Genomic DNA, 20,143 nt, shown 5'->3' on the forward strand with positions numbered 1-20,143 from the left:
GTAGAATAGAGCACCTGAATAGGCTGTGAGTGGTTATTTATCACCCTTTGCGTGCTGCGCAGCTTTAAATTATTTACTGTAAACGAGATTTCAATGTCGAACGTCAATACCCTCGAACTTAATGGCTTTGTGCAACAATGTACCAGTGCTTTAGCTGATAATACGCTGCAACGTTTAGTGTTTTCAAAATACTGTGGCGACAATAAAGAACTTAAGCGTATTGCTATGCGTCCAGTGGAGCTAAAAGGCCTACGTTTGCTGTCTTGTTTATATGAATACCGTACCAATCACATTACTAAAAATGTTGAACTGGCTGAGGTTGAAACTTTGTGTCAACAATGGCTCGAAAGCGAATTTCAAAATGCACATTTGATCACCCAAGAGTGGGAGGTTCAACTGAGTATCAGCAAGAAAGGCAAGGTATTGATCAATAAATACCGCAATAAAAATGTGCCTAAAGCTAGTGAGGTCGATGCCGCAATTAATAGTGAAGCCGCGCCGCATAACCGTGCTAAAAAACGTTTTGTTGAACAAGACCGTCCTTATTTGCGCGAGTTAGGTATTACTGATGCCAGTGGCGAAATTATTCCTGCTATGTCGCGTAAGTGGAAGCAAATCAATAAATTTATTGAAGTGTTGTCACGGGCAATTGATAACACCGGTCTAGCCAAGAATAGTGAAGTACATATTGCCGATTTTGGTTCAGGTAAGGCGTATTTAACCTTTGCTGTGCACGACTATTTTATCGATAAACTGCAGGTGAGCACTCAAGTTACCGGTGTAGAACTTCGCCAAGGGCTGGTCGATTTATGTAATCAAACCGCAAACAAGTTAGCCTTAACCGGGATTAAGTTTGAGCAGGGCGATGTGCAACACTTTAAAGCCCAGGGGATTAACATCATGATAGCCTTACATGCCTGTGATGTTGCCACTGATTATGCTTTGCATATGGGGATTCAAACTGGCGCGGAAATTATCATGTGCTCGCCGTGTTGTCACAAACAAATCCGCCCACAAATGAAAAGTCCGACTTTGCTAGCACCGTTATTACAGCATGGTATTCACTTAGGCCAAGAAGCTGAAATGGTCACCGATGGCCTGCGCGCATTACTGCTTGAAGCCCACGGTTATGATACTCAAGTATTTGAGTTTATTTCACTTGAACACACCAGCAAAAATAAAATGATTTTGGCTCAAAAACGCACCCAAGCTCGCGATAACAGCGCTATATTGCAACAAATTGCCGACATTAAAGCTTTTTATGGCATTGAAGAGCAATGCTTAGAAACCTTGCTCAGTTAGATTAAAGCGGCATTATTTAAGCGGCTTGGATTTAAACTGAAGTTGTTTTAAATTTAAGTATTTGACCTAGCCCTCGAAAGTTAAGTTTTAGCATGTGAGGTACAGCATCAAAGTGAGTTGCAGTTTGCCGTAGCTTTTAAGTTGCCAAAGATTTTCTATACAGGCTAAAGATGAGTGAGCTTGATTTGGTAATTGTGGCGTGCAGTTTGGTATTGCTGTTAAATCGATAATTAGACTGTTAATAAGTGCCATTAACGGTTGAGTATCTTGCTTTAATTGCTCATTGCACACTTTATGTTGCAGCATAGCATGGCTAATCAGCATTATGCAGCGTAATAGTTGCTCAAAGGTACTTAGGTAGAGAGCGGTTCTCGCCAAGGTGTCGGTTAATTGCTGATTGTGTAGTTCATCTAGCGGATGACTTTCGCTATCGCTAAGGTTAGCCATGTATTCCAAAGCGCTTTCTAGTTGCAGCCAATGGGTGAGTCCCATTTTGAGTAATGGTTTAAGAGCTTCTGGGGAGATATGGGCTGAGCTTTTCAGGTTATCTAGTTCAGTGGGCCAGTTAGTATTGAGCTTAAAAGGGACTCGTTCTGATAATAAATAGCCTGTAAATGCCTTACTTTGCTGGCCTAATCTGAGTGGAATATACTCAACCATACTTAAGCCTAATAAGATTAAATCTGCACTGTTACCCTCTATCAATTCAAATTCCAGTTCACTTATTACCCCGTTATTTTTAGGGGTAATCACTTCTCCGCTATCTAACGCGACCTCAATTTTGCTTTGATTGAGGCTTACTATCCACGTGTGCCGAGTGAAATTCGTGTCAAAAATAGCCATTAGCGCAGAGTTTAGCTCAGCGATTACTGTGCCTTTTGGCCAAATATGGTCGGGAAACAAAAAAAGGTTGGGTGTTTTTTCAGCGGTCGACACATTATATTCAGGGCGACTATGAAGGCCATTTATAACACTTCCTGCCGTTTTAAGAGTTTGCTCTTGATGGTTTTTTGAGCCGCGGACACGCAAGCCCATATCCCATTGGGCTAATTGTAATGTGCTAGTATCGAAATAATGATTAAATAAAAATTCACTTTTACAGTAAGATGAATTGTGCAATTTATTAAGGTTTTTTATTAATGAATCATGGTCTTGGGGAGACACCAACAGTTTCAACTCAATTTCAGCATTCATTGACTTATTACTCACCTTGTAATCAAATATTCATTAATGCGTCATATTTAGTTCACAATGTCACATTTCTGTAATAAAAATCCCTTAGGATTGCACCGCTCAGATAAATTATACTCTGTGCTGCAAGTGTAAATCACAGTAGTGCGAAATTGAAACTACACTGTTTCTTTATGTGGACGCTTGAGTTAGTATGCGCCCGCTTTTCCAAGTTGGAATTAATTAAATAGGTAAACGGCAATGCCAGTAAACTCTATTTTAGGTGTATTTGCAAAATCACCTTTAAAGCCTTTAGAACAGCATATCGATAAAGTTCATGAATGTGCTGCACTTCTTGTTCCTTTCTTTGACGCCACAATGGCAGGAGATTGGGATGAAGCGGTTAAAATTCGCAAACAAATTAGTATGCTTGAAAAAGATGCTGATTCGTTAAAGCGAGAAATCCGCTTAACTCTGCCCGGTGGCTTGTTTATGCCGGTTGAGCGTACTGACTTACTTGAGTTATTAACTCAGCAAGACAAAATCGCCAACACAGCAAAAGACATTTCTGGCCGTATCATCGGGCGTCAATTAGTCCTCCCTAAACCAGTACAAGAGTCGTTCAATGCTTACCTTAAGCGTTGCCTTGATGCTGTTGCGTTAGCAAAACAAGCAATTAATGAACTTGATGACTTACTCGAAACGGGTTTTCGTGGTCGTGAAGTGAAGTTGGTTGCCAATATGATCAACGAATTGGATAAAATTGAAGAAGATTCAGATGATCTTCAAATCCAGGTTCGCCGTCAACTGTATGCTGTTGAATCAGAATTGAATCCAGTTGATGTAATGTTCTTATACAAAATTATCGAGTGGGTGGGTGGTTTAGCTGATATTGCTGAACGTGTAGGTTCCCGTCTAGAGGTTATGTTAGCTCGTAACTAATCACAAGGTTATCAAGGAAAAGACATGGTTGATGTATTAATCACCAACGGCCCGGACGCTAATCGCGCTTGCGGCCATATTTGGTTTTCTGATGGCGTGGGGTATTGGTGCAAATGATGTTGCCAATGCCATGGGAACTTCTGTAGGTTCTAATGCCATTACGATTAAACAAGCGATTATTATCGCAATGATTTTTGAATTCTCTGGCGCCTTTTTGGCTGGTGGAGAAGTCACCAGTACAATTCGAAACGGTATTATTGATGCTGCTTACTTTACTGATAAGCCTGAGTATCTCGTTTACGGTATGATTGGTTCATTGCTTGCTGCGGGTATTTGGTTAGTTGTTGCGTCAGCTTTAGGCTGGCCTGTATCGACCACTCACTCAATTATCGGCGCTATCATTGGTTTTGCTGCGGTAGGAGTCAATGTTGATGCAGTTGCTTGGGGTAAGGTAGTTGGAATTGTAGGCTCTTGGGTCGTGACTCCAGCTATTTCAGGTTTTATTGCTTATACCATTTTCCAAAGTGTGCAAAAACTGATTTTTGATACCGAAGATCCATTGGGTAATGCCAAACGTTATGTGCCTTTTTATATGGCGTTGGCAGGCTTTGTAATGTCACTTGTGACGATCACTAAAGGCTTAAAACATGTTGGGTTACATTTCTCTACTTTAGAAGCTTACATGCTAGCAACTGCTATCGCAGTTGCTGTTGGTCTTTTGGGTAAAGTGGCCATTTCTCGCTTAAAAATGAGTGAAAAAGCAGACCGTCAAACACAATTTGGTAACGTTGAAAAAGTGTTCGCAATTTTGATGGTTGTTACAGCGTGTTGTATGGCATTTGCCCACGGTTCAAACGATGTAGCTAATGCTATTGGCCCATTAGCGGCTGTGGTATCAGTTGTTGAAAGTGGCGGTGTCATTGGTTCTGAAGCTGTTTTAGCATGGTGGATCCTTCCGCTAGGTGCTATCGGTATTGTGTTAGGTTTGGCGATATTTGGCCAACGCGTAATGCAAACTATCGGTAAAAACATTACTCATTTAACACCGAGTCGTGGTTTTGCTGCTGAGTTAGCTGCAGCTTCAACGGTTGTACTTGCTTCAGGAACAGGTTTACCTATTTCTACAACACAAACCTTAGTGGGTGCAGTGTTGGGTGTGGGAATGGCGCGTGGTATTGCTGCAATCAATATCGGTGTGGTTCGTAACATCGTAATATCTTGGGTAGTGACTTTACCAGCCGGTGCAGGCCTATCTATCGTGTTCTTCTACATAATTAAAAGTATCTTTAGTTAATAATAGAAGTTAATCTCGACTTAAGAAGGAAGTCCTATGACTTCCTTCTTGCATTAATGGGACTAAGTAAATAGCATTAATGGGATTACATAAATAACATGATTGCTATTTAATAGCGTTAGGGAAAAGGCTGTGTTGAAAGTCATTAATTTTTTTGCTTTGTTATTGTTGTCGTTGAGCGTTAATGCTCAAACGTCTTCACATTATATTTCAGATGATGTGTTTACCTATATTCACGGTGGACCAGGCACTGATTTTCGTATTATTGGTAGTGTAGAAGCGGGTCAACCTATTCAGTTTTTAGGTAAAACTGAAGGTGAGTATGCTCAAATTATCGATAATAAAGGCCGTGAGGGCTGGGTTCGTAGTGCGTTTGTTACCGAACAACCTAGTTTAAGAGAGCGTTTCCCGCTGGTTGAGCAAGAGCTTATTAAGGTTAATGAGCAACTTAATCAAATCTCATTGGGAACCGATAATGTTAGTCAAGACTTCGAGTTAGCCAAGCAAAAAGTGACAGAGCTTCAAGCTGCCTTAGAAAAAGCCTTAGCTGAACGCGATACCGCCCAAGCTAAAGTGGATACGACTAAACAAGATCAACAATATCAGATGTGGCAACAAGGTGGCATTATTGCGGGTATTGGTGCGTTAATTGGGATCATTTTAGTGTATTTACCCCGTCCTCAGCTGCGTAAAAAGAGTCGGTGGATGTAATTAATCGACAATATATCAAATTTTCAAACAGAAAGGCTAACATATCATGTGTTAGCCTTTTTTGTTTTTTAGCATTGTAAGATACTGATAATTATGAGTAGATTTTGTTCCTGACATTATCATTAAGTTAGCTAATATTAAACAGGTAAACCTTCTGCTACATTTTATGTGCACCGAAGCGAGTTTATGGACTAATAGAGAGTGTTCTTGATCACATTTTGATTGTATACTCGCCCGAATCGTACATTGTATACAAAATAAAATGCTGTAATGTACGTCACACCCATTGGTTTTTACCCTCCTTCAACTGACCATGATGGAAGCGATTATGATGTTCAAAGCGAGTGAAGTACTGGGCGGTCGCTATGACAACGCCACTCTCGAAGAATTGTTTAAAGCAGTTACTGACAATTACATTGTTGATGAAGAACAGTATCTAGCAGAGTTAATTACGCTGGTGCCCTCATCCGATGAAGAAATTCAGCAGGTGACTCGTCGAGCACATGAATTGGTGACTAAAGTTCGCCAATTTGAAAAGAAAGGCTTGATGGTTGGTGTTGATGCTTTTTTACAGCAATATAGCTTAGAAACCCAAGAAGGCATTATTTTAATGTGTCTTGCCGAGGCCTTATTACGCATTCCAGATGCTGACACAGCCGATGCATTGATCGATGATAAGTTATCAGGTGCTAAGTGGGATGCACATATCAGTAAAAGTAGCTCTGTACTAGTTAATGCCTCTACTTGGGGATTAATGCTGACGGGTAAAATCGTTAAGTTAGATCGTAAAATAGATGGTACTCCAAGCCATTTGATTAATCGTCTAGTTAACCGTTTAGGTGAGCCTGTGATCCGCCAAGCTATGCTTGCTGCGATGAAGATTATGGGTAAACAGTTTGTGCTTGGTCGCAATGTTAAAGAAGCATTAAAGAATAGCGAAGACAAACGTGAAATGGGCTATACCCACAGTTATGACATGTTGGGTGAAGCTGCGTTAACCGCTAAAGATGCACAAAAATATTTTACCGATTACAGTCATGCTATTCGCGATCTCGGTGCGCAGGCATACGATGAAACTGACGCGCCAAGACCGACTATTTCAATCAAACTTTCAGCGTTGCACCCGCGTTATGAAGTGGCCAATATTGATCGCGTATTGACTGAATTATATGACACCGTTATTAAGCTAATAGTCCAAGCTCGCCAGCTAAATATTGGTATTTCAATTGATGCTGAAGAAGTTGATCGTTTAGAGTTATCTTTAGCTTTATTCAAAAAGCTGTATCAATCAGAAGAAGCAAAGGGCTGGGGCTTACTCGGTATTGTTGTTCAGGCTTATTCTAAGCGTTGTTTACCGGTGTTATGTTGGATCAACCGCCTTGCTAAAGATCAAGGTGATGAAATTCCGTTGCGCCTGGTTAAAGGTGCTTATTGGGACAGCGAGCTTAAATGGGCTCAACAAGCGGGTGAAGCGGGTTATCCACTTTATACCCGTAAAGCGGGTACCGATGTCTCATATTTAGCCTGTGCACGCTTTTTATTGTCTGAATCAACTCGCGGTAACATTTACCCACAGTTTGCTACCCATAATGCACAAACGGTCGCTAGCATAGATGCTATGGCGGGTGATCGCCTATACGAGTTCCAACGTTTACACGGTATGGGACAAGAGCTTTATGACACTATGCTTGCTGAAAGCGGTGCTAAAGCTGTGCGTATTTATGCACCAATTGGTGCCCACAGAGATTTACTCCCCTATCTAGTGCGCCGCTTATTAGAGAACGGTGCCAATACATCGTTTGTACATAAGTTGGTTGACCCGAAAACCCCAATCGAGTCTTTAGTGGTACACCCTTTGGTGACACTAAAAGGCTATAAGAGCTTTACCAATCATAAGATTGTTAAACCGGCGGATATCTTCGGCGTTGAGCGTAAAAATTCTAAAGGATTAAATATGAATATTATTTCAGAGTCTGAGCCATTTTTTGCGGCAATCGAGAAATATGCTCAAACACAGTGGCAAGCAGGCCCATTGGTTAATGGCAAAACCTTAACCGGTGAAATGCGAGACGTAGTTAGCCCATTTGATACCACTAAAATGGTCGGTAAAGTGGCTTTTGCTGATAGCCAAGCGATTGAAACTGCTATTGCATCAGCTGAGAGTGCTTTTGCTCGCTGGTCACGTACTCCAGTTGAAATCCGTGCCACTGCATTGCAAAAACTGGCTGACTTATTAGAAGAAAATCGTGAAGAGTTAATTGCACTTTGTACCCGTGAAGCGGGTAAGAGTATCCAAGACGGCATTGATGAAGTGCGTGAAGCAGTTGACTTTTGTCGCTATTACGCGGTGCAAGCGAAGAAAATGATGGCTAAGCCAGAATTGCTTCCTGGCCCAACAGGTGAGTTGAATGAGTTGTTTTTACAAGGCCGCGGTATATTTGTGTGTATCAGCCCTTGGAACTTCCCATTAGCGATATTCTTAGGTCAAGCAAGTGCCGCATTAGCTGCGGGTAATACCGTTATTGCTAAACCTGCTGAGCAAACTTGCCTAGTGGGTTATCGCGCAGTTCAGTTAGCGCATGAAGCGGGTATTCCTACCGACGTGTTGCAATTCCTACCAGGTACTGGCGCGACAGTAGGGGCGGTATTAACCGCTGACGAGCGTATTGGTGGTGTATGTTTTACTGGTTCTACCGGTACGGCTAAGCTAATTAACCGTACTTTAGCAAACCGTGATGGTGCAATTATTCCGTTAATTGCCGAAACCGGTGGCCAAAATGCGATGGTGGTGGATTCAACTTCACAACCTGAGCAAGTGGTTAATGATATTGTGTCTGCCTCTTTCACCAGTGCCGGTCAGCGTTGTTCAGCATTACGAGTACTATATGTACAACATGATGTTGCCGATCGCGTGATTGAAGTGATGAAAGGCGCAATGGAGCAATTAACCATTGGTGACCCAAGTTCTGTGAAAACAGATGTGGGCCCGGTAATTGATGCGGCGGCTAAAGCGAACTTAAATGCCCATATTGATCATATTAAGCAAGTGGGTAAATTAATTAACCAACTAGCGTTACCTGCTGGGACTGAAAATGGTCACTTTGTTGCCCCGACAGCGGTAGAGATTGATTCGATTAAAGTGTTAGACAAAGAACATTTTGGCCCAATCCTGCATGTTATTCGTTTCAAAGCGGCTGATTTAGGTAAGGTTATCGATGAAATTAATAGTACGGGTTATGGATTAACCTTAGGTATTCATAGCCGTAACGAAGGTCATGCTTTAAATCTTGCTGATAAAGTGAATGTGGGTAATGTGTACATTAACCGGAACCAAATTGGCGCAGTAGTCGGTGTACAACCATTTGGTGGTCAAGGTTTATCTGGCACGGGTCCTAAAGCGGGTGGTCCACATTATTTAACCCGTTTTGTTACCGAGAAAACTCGCACCAATAATATTACCGCTATTGGTGGTAATGCGACATTGTTATCGTTAGGTGACTCTGACGAATAAGTGTTAACCGCTTAGTGTTAGTTAAAATAATGCCCGCAATTGCGGGCATTATTGTTTATCCCGTTTTATCAACGCAGTTGAGACAGACTCTATTGCAGAGTCGGTATGAGAGCGGGATGGTATTTTTGTTACATGATTGGCTAGATTAGCGGTGTTTTGTTTAATGATTGAGCTATTTTTGTAAAAAATCGACTGGAAGGAAAGAAGTCTAGACGTCCATGTTGCAATTTGAAATAACTTCTCTTATTCTTGGCGCAGATGAATAGGATGTGTAGGATGTAATCCTAGTATTCAGTCAGATGAATATTGCTTTTCCGTCACAAGCCTAAAAATATAGAAAAAGAGAGATGACTTTGACTAAACCCACTACAAGTAACAGTTCGCCAACGGCATCCTTTATTGCTTTGTTGCCTTTATTTGTTTTTCTCGGACTATTTATTGGCGCTGGAGTGTACTTTCAAAGCCAAGGTGTTGATTATGCTTTTTATCAACTGCCGAGTGTGATTGCTATTTTACCTGCGATCATCTTGGCAATGCTGCTCTCTAAACAAAAAATCAACAACGCGATTGAAACCTTCATTGAGGGTATTGGCCATAGCAATATTATCGCCATGTGTTTAATTTATTTACTGGCGGGTGCATTTGCCTCTGTTGCTAAAGCAACGGGTGGTGTTGATTCTACGGTTGCTTTAGGTTTATCGCTGATTCCTGCTGACTTATTATTGCCCGGTTTCTTTATGATAGCGGCATTTATTGCTACTGCTATGGGCACGTCAATGGGCACGATAGCGGCAGTGGCGCCTGTCGCTTTGGGCGTGGCAGACCAAGCACAAATTGAATACGCATTAATGGCGGGGGCGGTAATGTCTGGGGCATTGTTTGGTGATAATTTATCCATTATTTCAGATACGACTATCGCTGCGACTCGTACTCAGGGATGTGATATGAAAGATAAGTTTCGCGAAAATTTAGTCTTTGCTATTCCAGCCTCAATTTTAACGCTTGTTGCTTTTTCATTTGCAGGCCAAGGGCAGGCTACTATTGCCCCGCAACAAATTGAATTTATAAAAGTATTACCGTATTTAACCATATTGATTTTGGCCGTTTCAGGGTTGAATGTATTTGTGGTGCTAACCTTAGGTATTTTACTGGCTGGCCTGACAGGGATATTAGCTGCAGATTACAATGTTATTCAATTTGGCAATGATATTTATACTGGCTTTACCAATATGCAAGAAATCTTCATTCTTTCTATGTTGGTAGGAGGTTTAGCGGCACTGATGCAACAGCAGGGTGGCTTGGCCTTTGTGAATAATAAGGTTGAAGGATTAATTAGCCGTTTTTCTAAGTCTGCGGGCGATACGTCACCGCGCGCAGCTGAATTAGGCATAGCAAGTATTGTTGCCGCGACAAATACCTGCGTGGCAAATAATACGGTTTCCATTGTGGTGACTGGCGATATCGCTAAAGACTTAGCAGAAAAACACGGCGTTAGCCCTAAGCGAGCTGCCAGTGTGATGGATATTTTTGCCTGTATTATTCAGGGGTTGATCCCCCATGGTGCTCAAGCATTATTAATAGCATCAGTGTTTACTATTAGCCCATTAACGGCGGTATCGAATGCCTGGTATTGTATGATTTTGGCCGTTGTTGCGGTCATTATTGTGATATTTCGAAAGCGTGCATAATCTATCAATATTGATTGAAATATACTATCTGTTGACTGTATTAGCATTAGTATCAGTAAGCCCTAAACCGTGTTTAGGGCTTTTACTTTTTTAAAGATACAGGTAAGGTCGATTGTCTTATTTCTAATAATAGATCCCCTTGAATAAACAGCATACAAATTACGACTTACATCTAGTGATTGTCTTTATGTCATTAGCTGCGGCAATTATTGCCAGTGTTGGCGTCTCGTCTGCATTATTTGCACAAGTACAACAAATGCAAACCAGCATCTTTACTATTCGTCCTGATATTTTAGGGGATTATATGAATTCTCCTTTAGCTGTGGTGTTTAACCTGTCTTTGCTTGCAGCTGGTGTATGTTTCTTGTTAGGCACTTTGGCTATTTATTTTACTTTTTCGGATGTCTTAAGCCGAGGAATTGCCGTTGTAGGGGGTATTGTTGGCTTGAGTATTGCGCTGATGGGGATGTTTCCAATTAACTTCTTAGAGTTGCATCGCAAGGTTTCAACCTTGTACTTAGTTGGTTCGCTAGTCTTACATTGCTTATGTTTCGCTGATTACTTTAAACCCAAAAGCACCATGACTCGAGTGGTGTTTGGATTATCGATAGTGGCAATAGTCACGTCCGTTAACTTAATTCGTTTATTAGATTGGCATTTACTTGATTTCCCTTCCTGCGATGACAATGGTAGTCATTTCTGTTGGGTATCGTCTAGTATGTGGGTGTTAACTCAAGCGAATATTTTATGGTGTGTATGCCTTGGATTAAGCATACGCCAACACATAGTTGTACAACAGTCATTATCACGTCACGTTGTGCCAGCATAAACCAGTATGGCTCAATATCGTTTAGCCCATTACCTTGCCCTTTGCGGCATCGCCTCAAGGCGTCAATGTTCAAGAATTATTGAGGCTAGTCGAGTCACTATTAATGGCTGTTTAGCTTTACATTCAACGGTTATTGATACTGATTTTATTGATGATATTCGTGTCGACGATGTAAAAGTTCTTAAGCCTGAAGATAAAGTCTATTGGTTATATCATAAGCCTGTAGGAGTCGATTGTCGTTTAATTGAAAGCGACCCTAGTAGTTTACTGCATCACTTACCTAAAGGGCCAAGATTGTATCCTGCAGGGCGATTAGACAAAGATTCCCGAGGACTATTATTACTCACCAATGACGGTCAATTAACCCAGCGATTAATGCATCCTGATTTTCATCATTCAAAAACCTATCATGTCAGTGTTGATAAACCTTTTGATGAGCTGTTTTTGGCGACAATGGCTGCGGGCGTTACCTATCATCAAGCCAGTCAAAACGTCACGACTCGAGCGTGCCTGGTAAAGTCTTTGGCTTCGGTACAATTCGAAATATTATTGACCCAGGGATTAAACCGACAGATCCGTAAAATGTGTCAAACACTAGGCTATCGGGTGATTGATTTAAAGCGAGTCGCGATTGGGGAGGTAGAATTAGGTGATTTGCCAGAAACAAAACGGCGACCGTTAACGGCCGCCGAATTAAGCATGTTAATGCAACCAATAGGCGTTACTTAACGATTTCCATTTCCGCTAATAGATTATCGGCGTGATCAACATGCTCCATAATCCATAACATGTAGCGGCTATCAACCTGGATTGAACGGTTTTTATTGGCATCGTAGCCCCAATCACCAATAATACTTTCATACACACCATCAAATAGTAAACCGACTAATTCAGCGCGGCCATTTAGTGTTGGTGAGCCAGAGTTACCGCCAGTCGTATCTAAGGTTGATAAAAAGTTAACTGGAACAGAATCAATGGCTTTGACATAGTAGTCACCATATTGTTTTTGTTTGATTAACTCGAGCTGCTTAGCGGGCGCATCAAATGGGTCCATGCCTGTATCTTTAGCTAAGATGCCTTCTAAGCGTGTAAAGGGCACTGCCACCAAACCATCTTGTGGTGAATAGCCTTTCACATTACCTACGGAAACTCGTAAGCTTGAGTTGGCGTCAGCATAAACGGGTTTACCAAGCTCACGATTATAAGCAATGATAGCGTCCATAAACTGTGGACGTACTTTCATTAGATCACCCGATAATTGCTTCTGTGCCTGCTCTAGCTTCATGCTTTCATCATAGGTACTGACGGCAAACTGAATGAAGGGGTCGTTAGACTTTTTAAAATCTGCAACCGACTTATCCATCCATGCTAAACGGGTAGCTTGATCAGCTAATTTTGTTTTAGCAAACATCTTATCTACGGTTTTATTCAGCTTCTTAGCGTCGAACTTGTTGCCAATATTGAAGGCTTTATCAAATGCTGGTAAGCGCTGTTCTACTGGTAGGTTGGCGTAACGCGTTAACATTTCTATTAACAATGCCTTGTCGACACTAGCTGCATAGCGACGATCAATACGTTCCATACTTGAGGTGAAATTGGCTATATCACGCTCTTGATAACCTGGTTCACGCTCCATGTCAGGTAGTGTTTTTTCGTTAGCTAAACGATATAAATCACGCGCTGTTGTCAGCATGGTTGTGTAGGTAATGTAGCCTAATAAGGTATCACGCTGCTGGTTTTGTTGGCTTTTAGTGACTAATTTATCTAATTCAACTATGGTTTTACCATATTTTTCCTGGCGCGCCGAGTCAGTATTAATCCATGATGCTAGGTCGCTTTCTACCTTTTTGCGATCATCTAACATAGGCATTTTGCCGTAGAACTCAATCATGGAGGCAAAGTTTTTAGCATAGTTTGCTAGTCCAGCAATTAAGCTTTCATACTTAATGCGATCATCTGTGCCTTCTGCTGCAGTGTCTTTGATGATTTCAATCATGCGTTCACGCAGAATCTTACCTTCTGGATAAGCCCATTCGAATTGATTTTCAACCTCGTTTGCAGTGCGGTAACGATTAGTGCTACCCGGATAGCCTGCGACCATCACAAAGTCGCCATCACTAACGCCTTTAGCTGACACTTTTAAGAAACTTTTTGGCTCATACGGGACGTTGTCTGCATGGAAGTCCGCAGGCTTGCCATCTTTGCCTACATAAGCGCGATAAAATGAGAAGTCACCAGTATGACGAGGCCACATCCAGTTATCGATATCGCCACCATATTTACCGACACTACCAGCTGGGTTATAGGTTAAACGAACATCACGTATTTCGAGTTGTTTAACAAGGTAATATTCTAAGCCACCATGGAAGCTATATACCTGGCAGTGATAGCCATCTTCTTTTTCACATTCAGCCACTAAGGCCTTTTCTTGTTGTTCAATACCGGCGTAAAATTCGTTGCCGACTTTTTCCATTTGGCCGTTCTTAATTTTAGCCGTCACATCGGTAACCGCTTCGGTAACATAAACGCGCGACCCTGGTGTTGCCGGCAATTCTTCCTTATATGTTTTAGCTAAAAAGCCATCTTTGAGCAGATTTTTTTCTGGGGTTGAGTTGTACTGAATTGCACCATAAGCACAGTGATGGTTAGTAACAACTAAGCCTTTTGGTGACACAAAGGATGCAGTACAACCTCCTAAACTAATGACCGCATTCATAGGGAATTCAGTCAGTTTAGAAATTGATTTCGCATCTATTTCTAAGCCTTTTTCTTTGAGCATGTCAGCCATGGCGGGTAACTGGTGTGGCTGCCACATGCCTTCATCGGCTTGGGCAGTAAAACTGGCAGCAATCGCCGCTGTAAGTAACCATGTTTTCATTGTTATAAGTCCATTTTGATAAAGTAATCACATGCTCAAGGGGTTTGGCAGTATGTGAAATAAACCGAATATACATTAGTGTATTTATTATTTTAGATATTTAGCGTGATGTTTAAACGACTATATTGACCCACAAAAAAGTCAGGCCTGCAGGCCTGACTTTAACAAAACTTGTAACAGGTTAACAGCGTCAGAAAAAACCAGTTACAAACTAAATTTAATTCTGTTAGCTATCCATTAACCCAATGCGACCATTAACTGTGCAATCACAATTAAGACCCCGATAATACCTGCTATTATCAGTGCCGGCATGCCACCCATCACTTGATAACCACCTAAGTTCTGAGGCCGCTGCTTTAGTGCCATCACGATCGGTAAAAATATGATCATCACAACTAAAGGAATAGCCGCAAAACCTAATACTTGAAAGAAGCCATCCGGATAGAATAAAGCACATAATAATGGCGGAATAAAGGTAATTAACCAGGTTTGAATACGGCCAGCGACATCACTTCGAGCACGAGTCAGTTCAGCCACATAATCAAACAGACTCATGGTGACGCCTAAAAATGAAGTGATGAGTGCGAGGTTGGCAAAAATATCAATAAATTGGCTGACAATTTGTGACTCAACTAACCCTTGTAGTGCCATTACCAGCTTAGGCAATGAGCCTCCAAGTTGATGAACTGTTGAGCCACCTAGCGTACCTAGTGTGACCAATAACCATAAAATGTAGCAAACTAATGGAATTGTAGAGCCAATTAACAGTACTTTACGCAGTGATATCGCATCACCATCAAGATAGCGCACAATCGTGGCAATACACACATGGAAACCAAATGAGGTAAACACCACAGGAATAGCAGCTAGCCATAAGTGAGTTAACTCATTGCCTTGAGCGACTTCACTCATTGTGTTAGTCAATGCAACAGCTAAATTAACATCTGGCAGTAAAAAGGCGACCACTAATACCAATAATACCACCATGGCGGTAAACAGCACTCGAGAGACTTTATCTATCCAGCTGACACCTACAGCAATAATGCCACCAAAAATGACGGTGAATAATAGCACTGCTGCTTGATTACTTAAGTTAAGACCTAATGGGGCTAAGCGGGTTTCCAGTAGGGAGGAGCCACCCATTAAATACACCATGGTTAAGGCGAATAATAAACTTAAAAACGATCCACCTTGAATTAATTGCCCTACTTTCCCTAATGTTTTACCGGTAATGGCATGGACATTATCGCCTACACCGGTACGTAAATTGATTTCTAACATGAGTAAAGAGGTGTATGCAGAGATGCCCCAAATGACAATGAGCAGCAAGATAGCTGGGACGATCCCCAGTGCCGCAGTGGCTAAAGGTAATGCAAGCATGCCACCACCAATAGCAGTACCAGCGACTATCGAAATAGATCCAAGTGTTTTAAAATTCACGAACGCGTCCATATAGTTATTGTTTTATTGCAAGCGACATTAGCAGAAGGCAAACAGCTCAAGCAAGAAACTTAGTCGTTTAAAGACTTTTTGCACTGTGTAGAAACAATTACATAACATTTAGCCCGCCAACATCAAGGCCAATATTTGTATTGTGCATTCATTAGCTGGCTTGGGAATTAGGAAATGAGAAGAAGGGCATTATGATGTTGTATGCCTTTTAAGTTTGGGTTATATTGCAGCCCTCGTTTTAGGGGAGTAGCTAGCTTTAAGTTGTTGCCATCAATAACTTTTGGCGTTTATATCAACATAATTGGCCAGATTGCCATGGTATAAACAACAAAGAAGCCCTTTGTTAAGCAAGACCTAGTGCGGTAACAGTAGCTTAGAGGGCTTGCTGTTGCTTGTGCTTGGTTTATACGCCCTCTAATAACGCTAGGATTTTCCCTTGGAAGCACTTCTTACTTCAACCTTTACCGTGGCTATTGCTGAAATTGGCGATAAAACTCAACTGTTAGCATTATTGTTAGCGGCGCGTTTTCGCAATAAATCAGCCATTGTTCTAGGTATTTTGTTGGCAACACTACTCAATCATTTTGTCGCGGCTTGGGTCGGACAGTTTGCTATTAGCTGGCTTGATCCTCAATGGGCTAGCTATGCCGTTGCATTGTCATTTTTTGCTATTGCCCTATGGGTTCTGATCCCCGATAAAATGGATGAGGATGATAATAGCTTTTATAAACTAGGCGCGTTTATGGCTACCTTCATTTTGTTCTTTATTGCCGAGATGGGTGATAAAACTCAAATTGCCACAGTCGTATTAGCGGCTAAATATGATGCACTTGCCATGGTGGTAATAGGCACTACATTAGGGATGTTAATAGCCAATGTGCCAGTGGTATTACTGGGTCATTTTAGTGCTGATAAATTACCGATGAAAATGATCCACAGAACTTGTGCAGCTTTATTTGTGGTGCTCGGCGTAGTCACTCTATTGTATGGCGTGTGATCGCTACAAAAGCCGATTCTATTAAGTGTGCGCTAATCGGCGTTATCTATTGCTTAAGAGTGCTTAAATTATAGTCAGCCGATAATCGGGTTGGGGTTAGCTTAACTTAGCTTTACTTCAACCTAGATTAACCATTGAAAATAAATGTAGAGGTTGAGTTATGCAAAGACATGGGATCACAATAGGAATTGAGCGTCATCAACAACACTTTTTTATCATTATGAAGGTGGTGGGTAAGCTCACCCATGAAGACTATCAAATTATTACTCCGATATTGGATGATGCATTAGCGCAAGTTGCTAAGCTTAAGATGAATATGTTTGTGGATATAAGCCAACTTGAAGGCTGGGAGTTACAAGCCGCTTGGGATGACTTAAAGCTTGGAGTTAAACACCGTACCAGTTTTAATAAAGTGGCTATTTTTGGTGACCAAAATTGGCAAGGGTTAGCTGCAAAAGTGGGGGGATGGTTTATTAACGGCGAGATGATGCCTTTCAACGACAAACATCAAGCTTTTGAGTGGTTGCAAAATTAACCACTCTTATTTGATTGCTTTAGACTGCCATCTTATCTATTTACTCGACTATTAACTTACAGCTTATTGGCGGCTGATTAATTTGTTCAATCGTCGCCTGTTGTTGATGAGTCCATAGGCTAGTATTCTGCGCCTGGTATTTAGCGCCAGAAGCCGTACGGGTTAATAGTCCTAATTGGGATAAATTTGCTGGAGGCACACTAGATGTTTTTTTCGCCTGACTGTAGCTGAATACTGCGGCGGGGATGACGGTATTGTTATAAAAATAGGCTGTTAATTTGTTCTGTGGATCATCACTACATTGATAATAAGTTGCACTTGGCACCTCAACAGCGCCTGCTAGAATTTGTAGCTCAGTGATGCGAGATTGGTAATTAAGCTTAGTACATTCTTTAGGGTTATTGGCTTTCCAGCAATCATTACGGCCTTTAATCCAGCCTCTTTGCTCAGCTTTAATGCGGTTAACTTGCTGCCCATCGACTTGTAACACTAATTGGCTGAAAAGGGGCTGTAACTGAATATCCAGTAGAGCCAACTCTTCAGATTGGCAAATAAGCTTCTCAATAGACCCGCGTGCTTTATTGCACTCAAAGCTAGGCGCTTGAGCCACAGACGTAGCGGCGTAGCTCTGCGCAATTGGAGTTAAACCAATCACAGTTAAACCAACCGCAGTTAACCCAATAGCAGCCAAAGCCGATAAATTTTTCATCAATGTATTTCTCTATCCATTATTCATGACAGACCATAATGACGTAATCACTAAGGTGTCGCAATTTAAGATAGCTAATTACACAGTAAAAATTTAGGCAGTCGTATTAATATTGTGACCTGCATTGCCAACAGGTGCTGGAGGCGCTGCTGCTTCAATAAGTTGCAGTGCCATTTGACCTTCCACTTTTTGTTGATCCTTCGCCATAACAGCGGCTTTCAAGCTATGGCCTGAATCAATATTTGCTGGCATGTTGCTTGGAGCGTTTACCGAAATTGTCATATAAACCTCACTTTTATTAAATAATGGTTTTTGTATTCTGTCTATTTGTATATCGGCAGGCGTATTGAATACTGTAGCAAAGATATCGGATTAATATGCTTCCCTAACAAAATATAATAAATTCTTGGCAAAGTATTCTCTGTTGTTGGCAAATATTATAGATTGTGCACAACTAGAATATGTTATACTTGAGCAAATTTTAAAGGGAATATTTATGCCATCAGCCAACCCATTAGCACTTGAAAATCAGGTGTGTTTTTCATTATATAGCGTCACTAATGCGATGATCCGTGCTTATCGCCCTTTGCTTGATGAGTTATCACTGACATATCCGCAGTATTTAGTCATGTTAGTGTTGTGGAAAGAGGCGGGCATAAGCGTTAAAACCTTGGGCGAGCGATTGCATTTAGACTCAGGTACGTTAACCCCCTTACTTAAGCGCTTAGAAGTAAAAAAGTTAGTAATACGAGGCCGTAGTGAAGAAGATGAGCGAGTTAGAGTATTACACCTTACCGAACAAGGCCAAATGCTACGCCAACAAGCTGAATCAGTCCCTGAAATGATGCGTTGTAAAGTGGGTGGCGATCTGGCACAGCTTCAGCAGCTTAAAAGCTTATGTGATAACGCGCTAAAAGTACTTAATTCTGATAAGGCATCAAGTTGTGAAGTGTGAGTTTTTTGAAAAAGGTCATTGTTTATCCTGTCGTGATATTCAAATCCCTATGTCAGAACAGTTACAGCATAAAATGACCAAACTACAGCAGTTTTTTGCCCAATTGCCTGTTGAGCAATGGCTTGAACCCATTGCAAGCCAAGAAAATCGTTTTCGCAATAAAGCCAAAATGGTGGTGTTAGGTGCTGCACATCAACCTATTTTAGGTATTGTCGATCCCCAGGGGCAGCCCATTAGTTTATGCGATTGCCAACTGTATCCTGAAGATATGCGGCGGCTATTGCATAGATTGCAATTGTTTGTGCAACAAGCGGGAATTCCGCCTTATCGAGTCGATAAAAGTAAAGGTGAGCTTAAATTTATTCTGCTCACCAGAAGTTATATCTCTGGTGAATTTATGCTGCGCTTTGTGCTGAACAGTGAACAGGCAATTTCACGAATTAAGCGAGAACTACCTCAGTTACAGGCTGAATTTCCTAAAATCAGTTTAGTGTCGGTTAATATTCAACCTGTTCATATGGCGATTTTAGAGGGCGATCAAGAAATATTTTTAACCGATCAAACCCGTCTTGCTGATCGCTTTAATGATGTGCCTTTATATATTCGTCCTAAAAGTTTTTTTCAAACCAATCCACAGGTAGCTGAGCAACTTTATCAAACCGCTCGAGAGTGGGTAGCTGCATTTAATCCACAACATATTTGGGATTTATTTTGTGGGGTGGGTGGATTCGGACTGCATTGTGCAAGTGGCAAAATTCGGTTAACTGGGATTGAAATTGAGGCCGAAGCGATCGAGTGTGCCAAGATGTCTGCCGCAGAAATGGGTCTAGAGGACATCAGCTTTAGGGCGCTGGATTCTACCGACTTTGCTAATGGGATCGCAGCAAATGATAAACCTGATTTGATTATTGTTAATCCGCCAAGGCGCGGAATAGGCGAGTCGCTTTGTCAGTCATTAAGCGCATTTTCACCTAAAGCGATAGTTTATTCGAGTTGTAACCCAATCAGTTTAGTGAAAGATTTGGCGATGATATCAGGATATAAAATTACCAAGGTGCAGTTGTTTGATATGTTTCCACATACCGACCACTATGAAGTGCTGGTGATGTTAGAAAAGAACTCTCTTTGTCATTAAGTATTCATAATAGTGTCATAAACTAAATCGATATA

The 20,143-nt window shown here is 41.4% G+C and carries 16 protein-coding genes and 1 pseudogene; 12 read left to right on the top strand and 5 right to left on the bottom strand.

Going from position 1 to position 20,143, the window contains the following annotated elements:
- Positions 1-93: 93 nt before the first annotated feature.
- Positions 94-1,302, top strand: a complete 1,209-nt coding sequence (locus ACRWQN_RS04225; protein WP_434939873.1) for a class I SAM-dependent methyltransferase — start codon at positions 94-96, stop codon at positions 1,300-1,302.
- Positions 1,303-1,389: 87 nt separating this feature from the next.
- Here the strand turns inward: ACRWQN_RS04225 and ACRWQN_RS04230 are convergent, their stop codons facing one another.
- A complete protein-coding gene (locus ACRWQN_RS04230; protein WP_434939874.1) occupies positions 1,390-2,496 on the bottom strand; it encodes an inorganic triphosphatase in 1,107 nt (368 codons plus the stop codon).
- A gap of 237 nt (positions 2,497-2,733) precedes the next feature.
- Here ACRWQN_RS04230 and ACRWQN_RS04235 point away from each other — a divergent pair, with 237 nt between their 5' ends.
- The 7 genes and pseudogenes from ACRWQN_RS04235 (at position 2,734) to ACRWQN_RS04265 (ending at position 12,176) form a co-directional block, all read left to right on the top strand.
- A complete protein-coding gene (locus ACRWQN_RS04235; protein ID WP_434930554.1) occupies positions 2,734-3,414 on the top strand; it encodes a TIGR00153 family protein in 681 nt (226 codons plus the stop codon).
- Positions 3,415-3,438: 24 nt separating this feature from the next.
- Positions 3,439-4,708, top strand: a pseudogene (locus tag ACRWQN_RS04240) (inorganic phosphate transporter).
- A 132-nt stretch (positions 4,709-4,840) separates the two neighbouring features.
- Complete coding sequence (locus ACRWQN_RS04245; protein ID WP_434939875.1) at positions 4,841-5,419, top strand: TIGR04211 family SH3 domain-containing protein; 579 nt, start codon at positions 4,841-4,843, stop codon at positions 5,417-5,419.
- A gap of 316 nt (positions 5,420-5,735) precedes the next feature.
- Complete coding sequence (gene putA, locus ACRWQN_RS04250; protein ID WP_434940593.1) at positions 5,736-8,930, top strand: bifunctional proline dehydrogenase/L-glutamate gamma-semialdehyde dehydrogenase PutA; 3,195 nt, start codon at positions 5,736-5,738, stop codon at positions 8,928-8,930.
- Between the two features lie 347 nt (positions 8,931-9,277).
- Entirely contained in the window at positions 9,278-10,618 is a 1,341-nt protein-coding gene (locus tag ACRWQN_RS04255; protein ID WP_434939876.1) for a Na+/H+ antiporter NhaC family protein, read from the top strand.
- A gap of 139 nt (positions 10,619-10,757) precedes the next feature.
- Positions 10,758-11,447: a hypothetical protein gene (locus ACRWQN_RS04260; RefSeq protein ID WP_434939877.1), complete on the top strand. Its 690-nt coding sequence runs from the start codon at positions 10,758-10,760 to the stop codon at positions 11,445-11,447.
- 6 nt (positions 11,448-11,453) lie between these two features.
- Positions 11,454-12,176 (top strand): 23S rRNA pseudouridine(2604) synthase RluF, encoded by a 723-nt coding sequence (locus ACRWQN_RS04265; protein ID WP_434939878.1) that lies wholly within the window; start codon positions 11,454-11,456, stop codon positions 12,174-12,176.
- On the opposite strand, the gene ACRWQN_RS04270 is transcribed toward ACRWQN_RS04265, so the two are convergent.
- Positions 12,169-14,325: a S46 family peptidase gene (locus tag ACRWQN_RS04270; protein WP_434939879.1), complete on the bottom strand. Its 2,157-nt coding sequence runs from the start codon at positions 14,323-14,325 to the stop codon at positions 12,169-12,171. The genes ACRWQN_RS04265 and ACRWQN_RS04270 overlap by 8 nt on opposite strands.
- 237 nt (positions 14,326-14,562) lie before the next feature.
- Positions 14,563-15,765 carry an aromatic amino acid transport family protein gene (locus ACRWQN_RS04275; RefSeq protein ID WP_434930547.1) on the bottom strand — a complete coding sequence of 401 codons (1,203 nt, stop codon included), beginning with the start codon at positions 15,763-15,765 and terminating at the stop codon, positions 14,563-14,565.
- A 448-nt stretch (positions 15,766-16,213) separates the two neighbouring features.
- Here ACRWQN_RS04275 and ACRWQN_RS04280 point away from each other — a divergent pair, with 448 nt between their 5' ends.
- Both ACRWQN_RS04280 and ACRWQN_RS04285 read left to right on the top strand, forming a co-directional pair.
- Positions 16,214-16,774 carry a TMEM165/GDT1 family protein gene (locus ACRWQN_RS04280; protein WP_226411318.1) on the top strand — a complete coding sequence of 187 codons (561 nt, stop codon included), beginning with the start codon at positions 16,214-16,216 and terminating at the stop codon, positions 16,772-16,774.
- 160 nt (positions 16,775-16,934) lie between these two features.
- Positions 16,935-17,309 carry an STAS/SEC14 domain-containing protein gene (locus ACRWQN_RS04285; protein ID WP_434939880.1) on the top strand — a complete coding sequence of 125 codons (375 nt, stop codon included), beginning with the start codon at positions 16,935-16,937 and terminating at the stop codon, positions 17,307-17,309.
- Between the two features lie 40 nt (positions 17,310-17,349).
- Here ACRWQN_RS04285 and ACRWQN_RS04290 read toward each other — a convergent pair whose 3' ends face one another.
- Complete coding sequence (locus ACRWQN_RS04290) at positions 17,350-18,018, bottom strand: MliC family protein (protein ID WP_434939881.1); 669 nt, start codon at positions 18,016-18,018, stop codon at positions 17,350-17,352.
- 93 nt (positions 18,019-18,111) lie between these two features.
- Positions 18,112-18,300 (bottom strand): cytoplasmic protein, encoded by a 189-nt coding sequence (locus ACRWQN_RS04295; RefSeq protein WP_226411312.1) that lies wholly within the window; start codon positions 18,298-18,300, stop codon positions 18,112-18,114.
- Positions 18,301-18,514: 214 nt separating this feature from the next.
- On the opposite strand from ACRWQN_RS04295, the gene ACRWQN_RS04300 reads away from it, so the two are divergent.
- Both ACRWQN_RS04300 and rlmC read left to right on the top strand, forming a co-directional pair.
- Entirely contained in the window at positions 18,515-18,973 is a 459-nt protein-coding gene (locus ACRWQN_RS04300) for a MarR family winged helix-turn-helix transcriptional regulator (protein ID WP_434928196.1), read from the top strand.
- Positions 18,963-20,108 carry a 23S rRNA (uracil(747)-C(5))-methyltransferase RlmC gene (gene rlmC, locus ACRWQN_RS04305; RefSeq protein ID WP_434939882.1) on the top strand — a complete coding sequence of 382 codons (1,146 nt, stop codon included), beginning with the start codon at positions 18,963-18,965 and terminating at the stop codon, positions 20,106-20,108. Before ACRWQN_RS04300 ends, rlmC begins: the two co-directional genes overlap by 11 nt.
- Positions 20,109-20,143 lie beyond the last annotated feature (35 nt).

Source organism: Shewanella sp. HL-SH8 (assembly GCF_051165765.1).
GTDB classification, from domain to species: domain Bacteria; phylum Pseudomonadota; class Gammaproteobacteria; order Enterobacterales; family Shewanellaceae; genus Shewanella; species Shewanella glacialimarina.

Coding starts and splice junctions, on each gene's coding strand:
- ACRWQN_RS04225 (WP_434939873.1), top strand. CDS start 94: ATGTCGAACGTCAATACCCTCGAACTTAATGGCTTTGTGCAACAATGT.
- ACRWQN_RS04230 (WP_434939874.1), bottom strand. CDS start 2,496: ATGAATGCTGAAATTGAGTTGAAACTGTTGGTGTCTCCCCAAGACCAT.
- ACRWQN_RS04235 (WP_434930554.1), top strand. CDS start 2,734: ATGCCAGTAAACTCTATTTTAGGTGTATTTGCAAAATCACCTTTAAAG.
- putA (WP_434940593.1), top strand. CDS start 5,736: ATGGAAGCGATTATGATGTTCAAAGCGAGTGAAGTACTGGGCGGTCGC.
- ACRWQN_RS04255 (WP_434939876.1), top strand. CDS start 9,278: ATGACTTTGACTAAACCCACTACAAGTAACAGTTCGCCAACGGCATCC.
- ACRWQN_RS04265 (WP_434939878.1), top strand. CDS start 11,454: ATGGCTCAATATCGTTTAGCCCATTACCTTGCCCTTTGCGGCATCGCC.
- ACRWQN_RS04270 (WP_434939879.1), bottom strand. CDS start 14,325: ATGAAAACATGGTTACTTACAGCGGCGATTGCTGCCAGTTTTACTGCC.
- ACRWQN_RS04285 (WP_434939880.1), top strand. CDS start 16,935: ATGCAAAGACATGGGATCACAATAGGAATTGAGCGTCATCAACAACAC.
- ACRWQN_RS04290 (WP_434939881.1), bottom strand. CDS start 18,018: ATGAAAAATTTATCGGCTTTGGCTGCTATTGGGTTAACTGCGGTTGGT.
- ACRWQN_RS04295 (WP_226411312.1), bottom strand. CDS start 18,300: ATGACAATTTCGGTAAACGCTCCAAGCAACATGCCAGCAAATATTGAT.
- ACRWQN_RS04300 (WP_434928196.1), top strand. CDS start 18,515: ATGCCATCAGCCAACCCATTAGCACTTGAAAATCAGGTGTGTTTTTCA.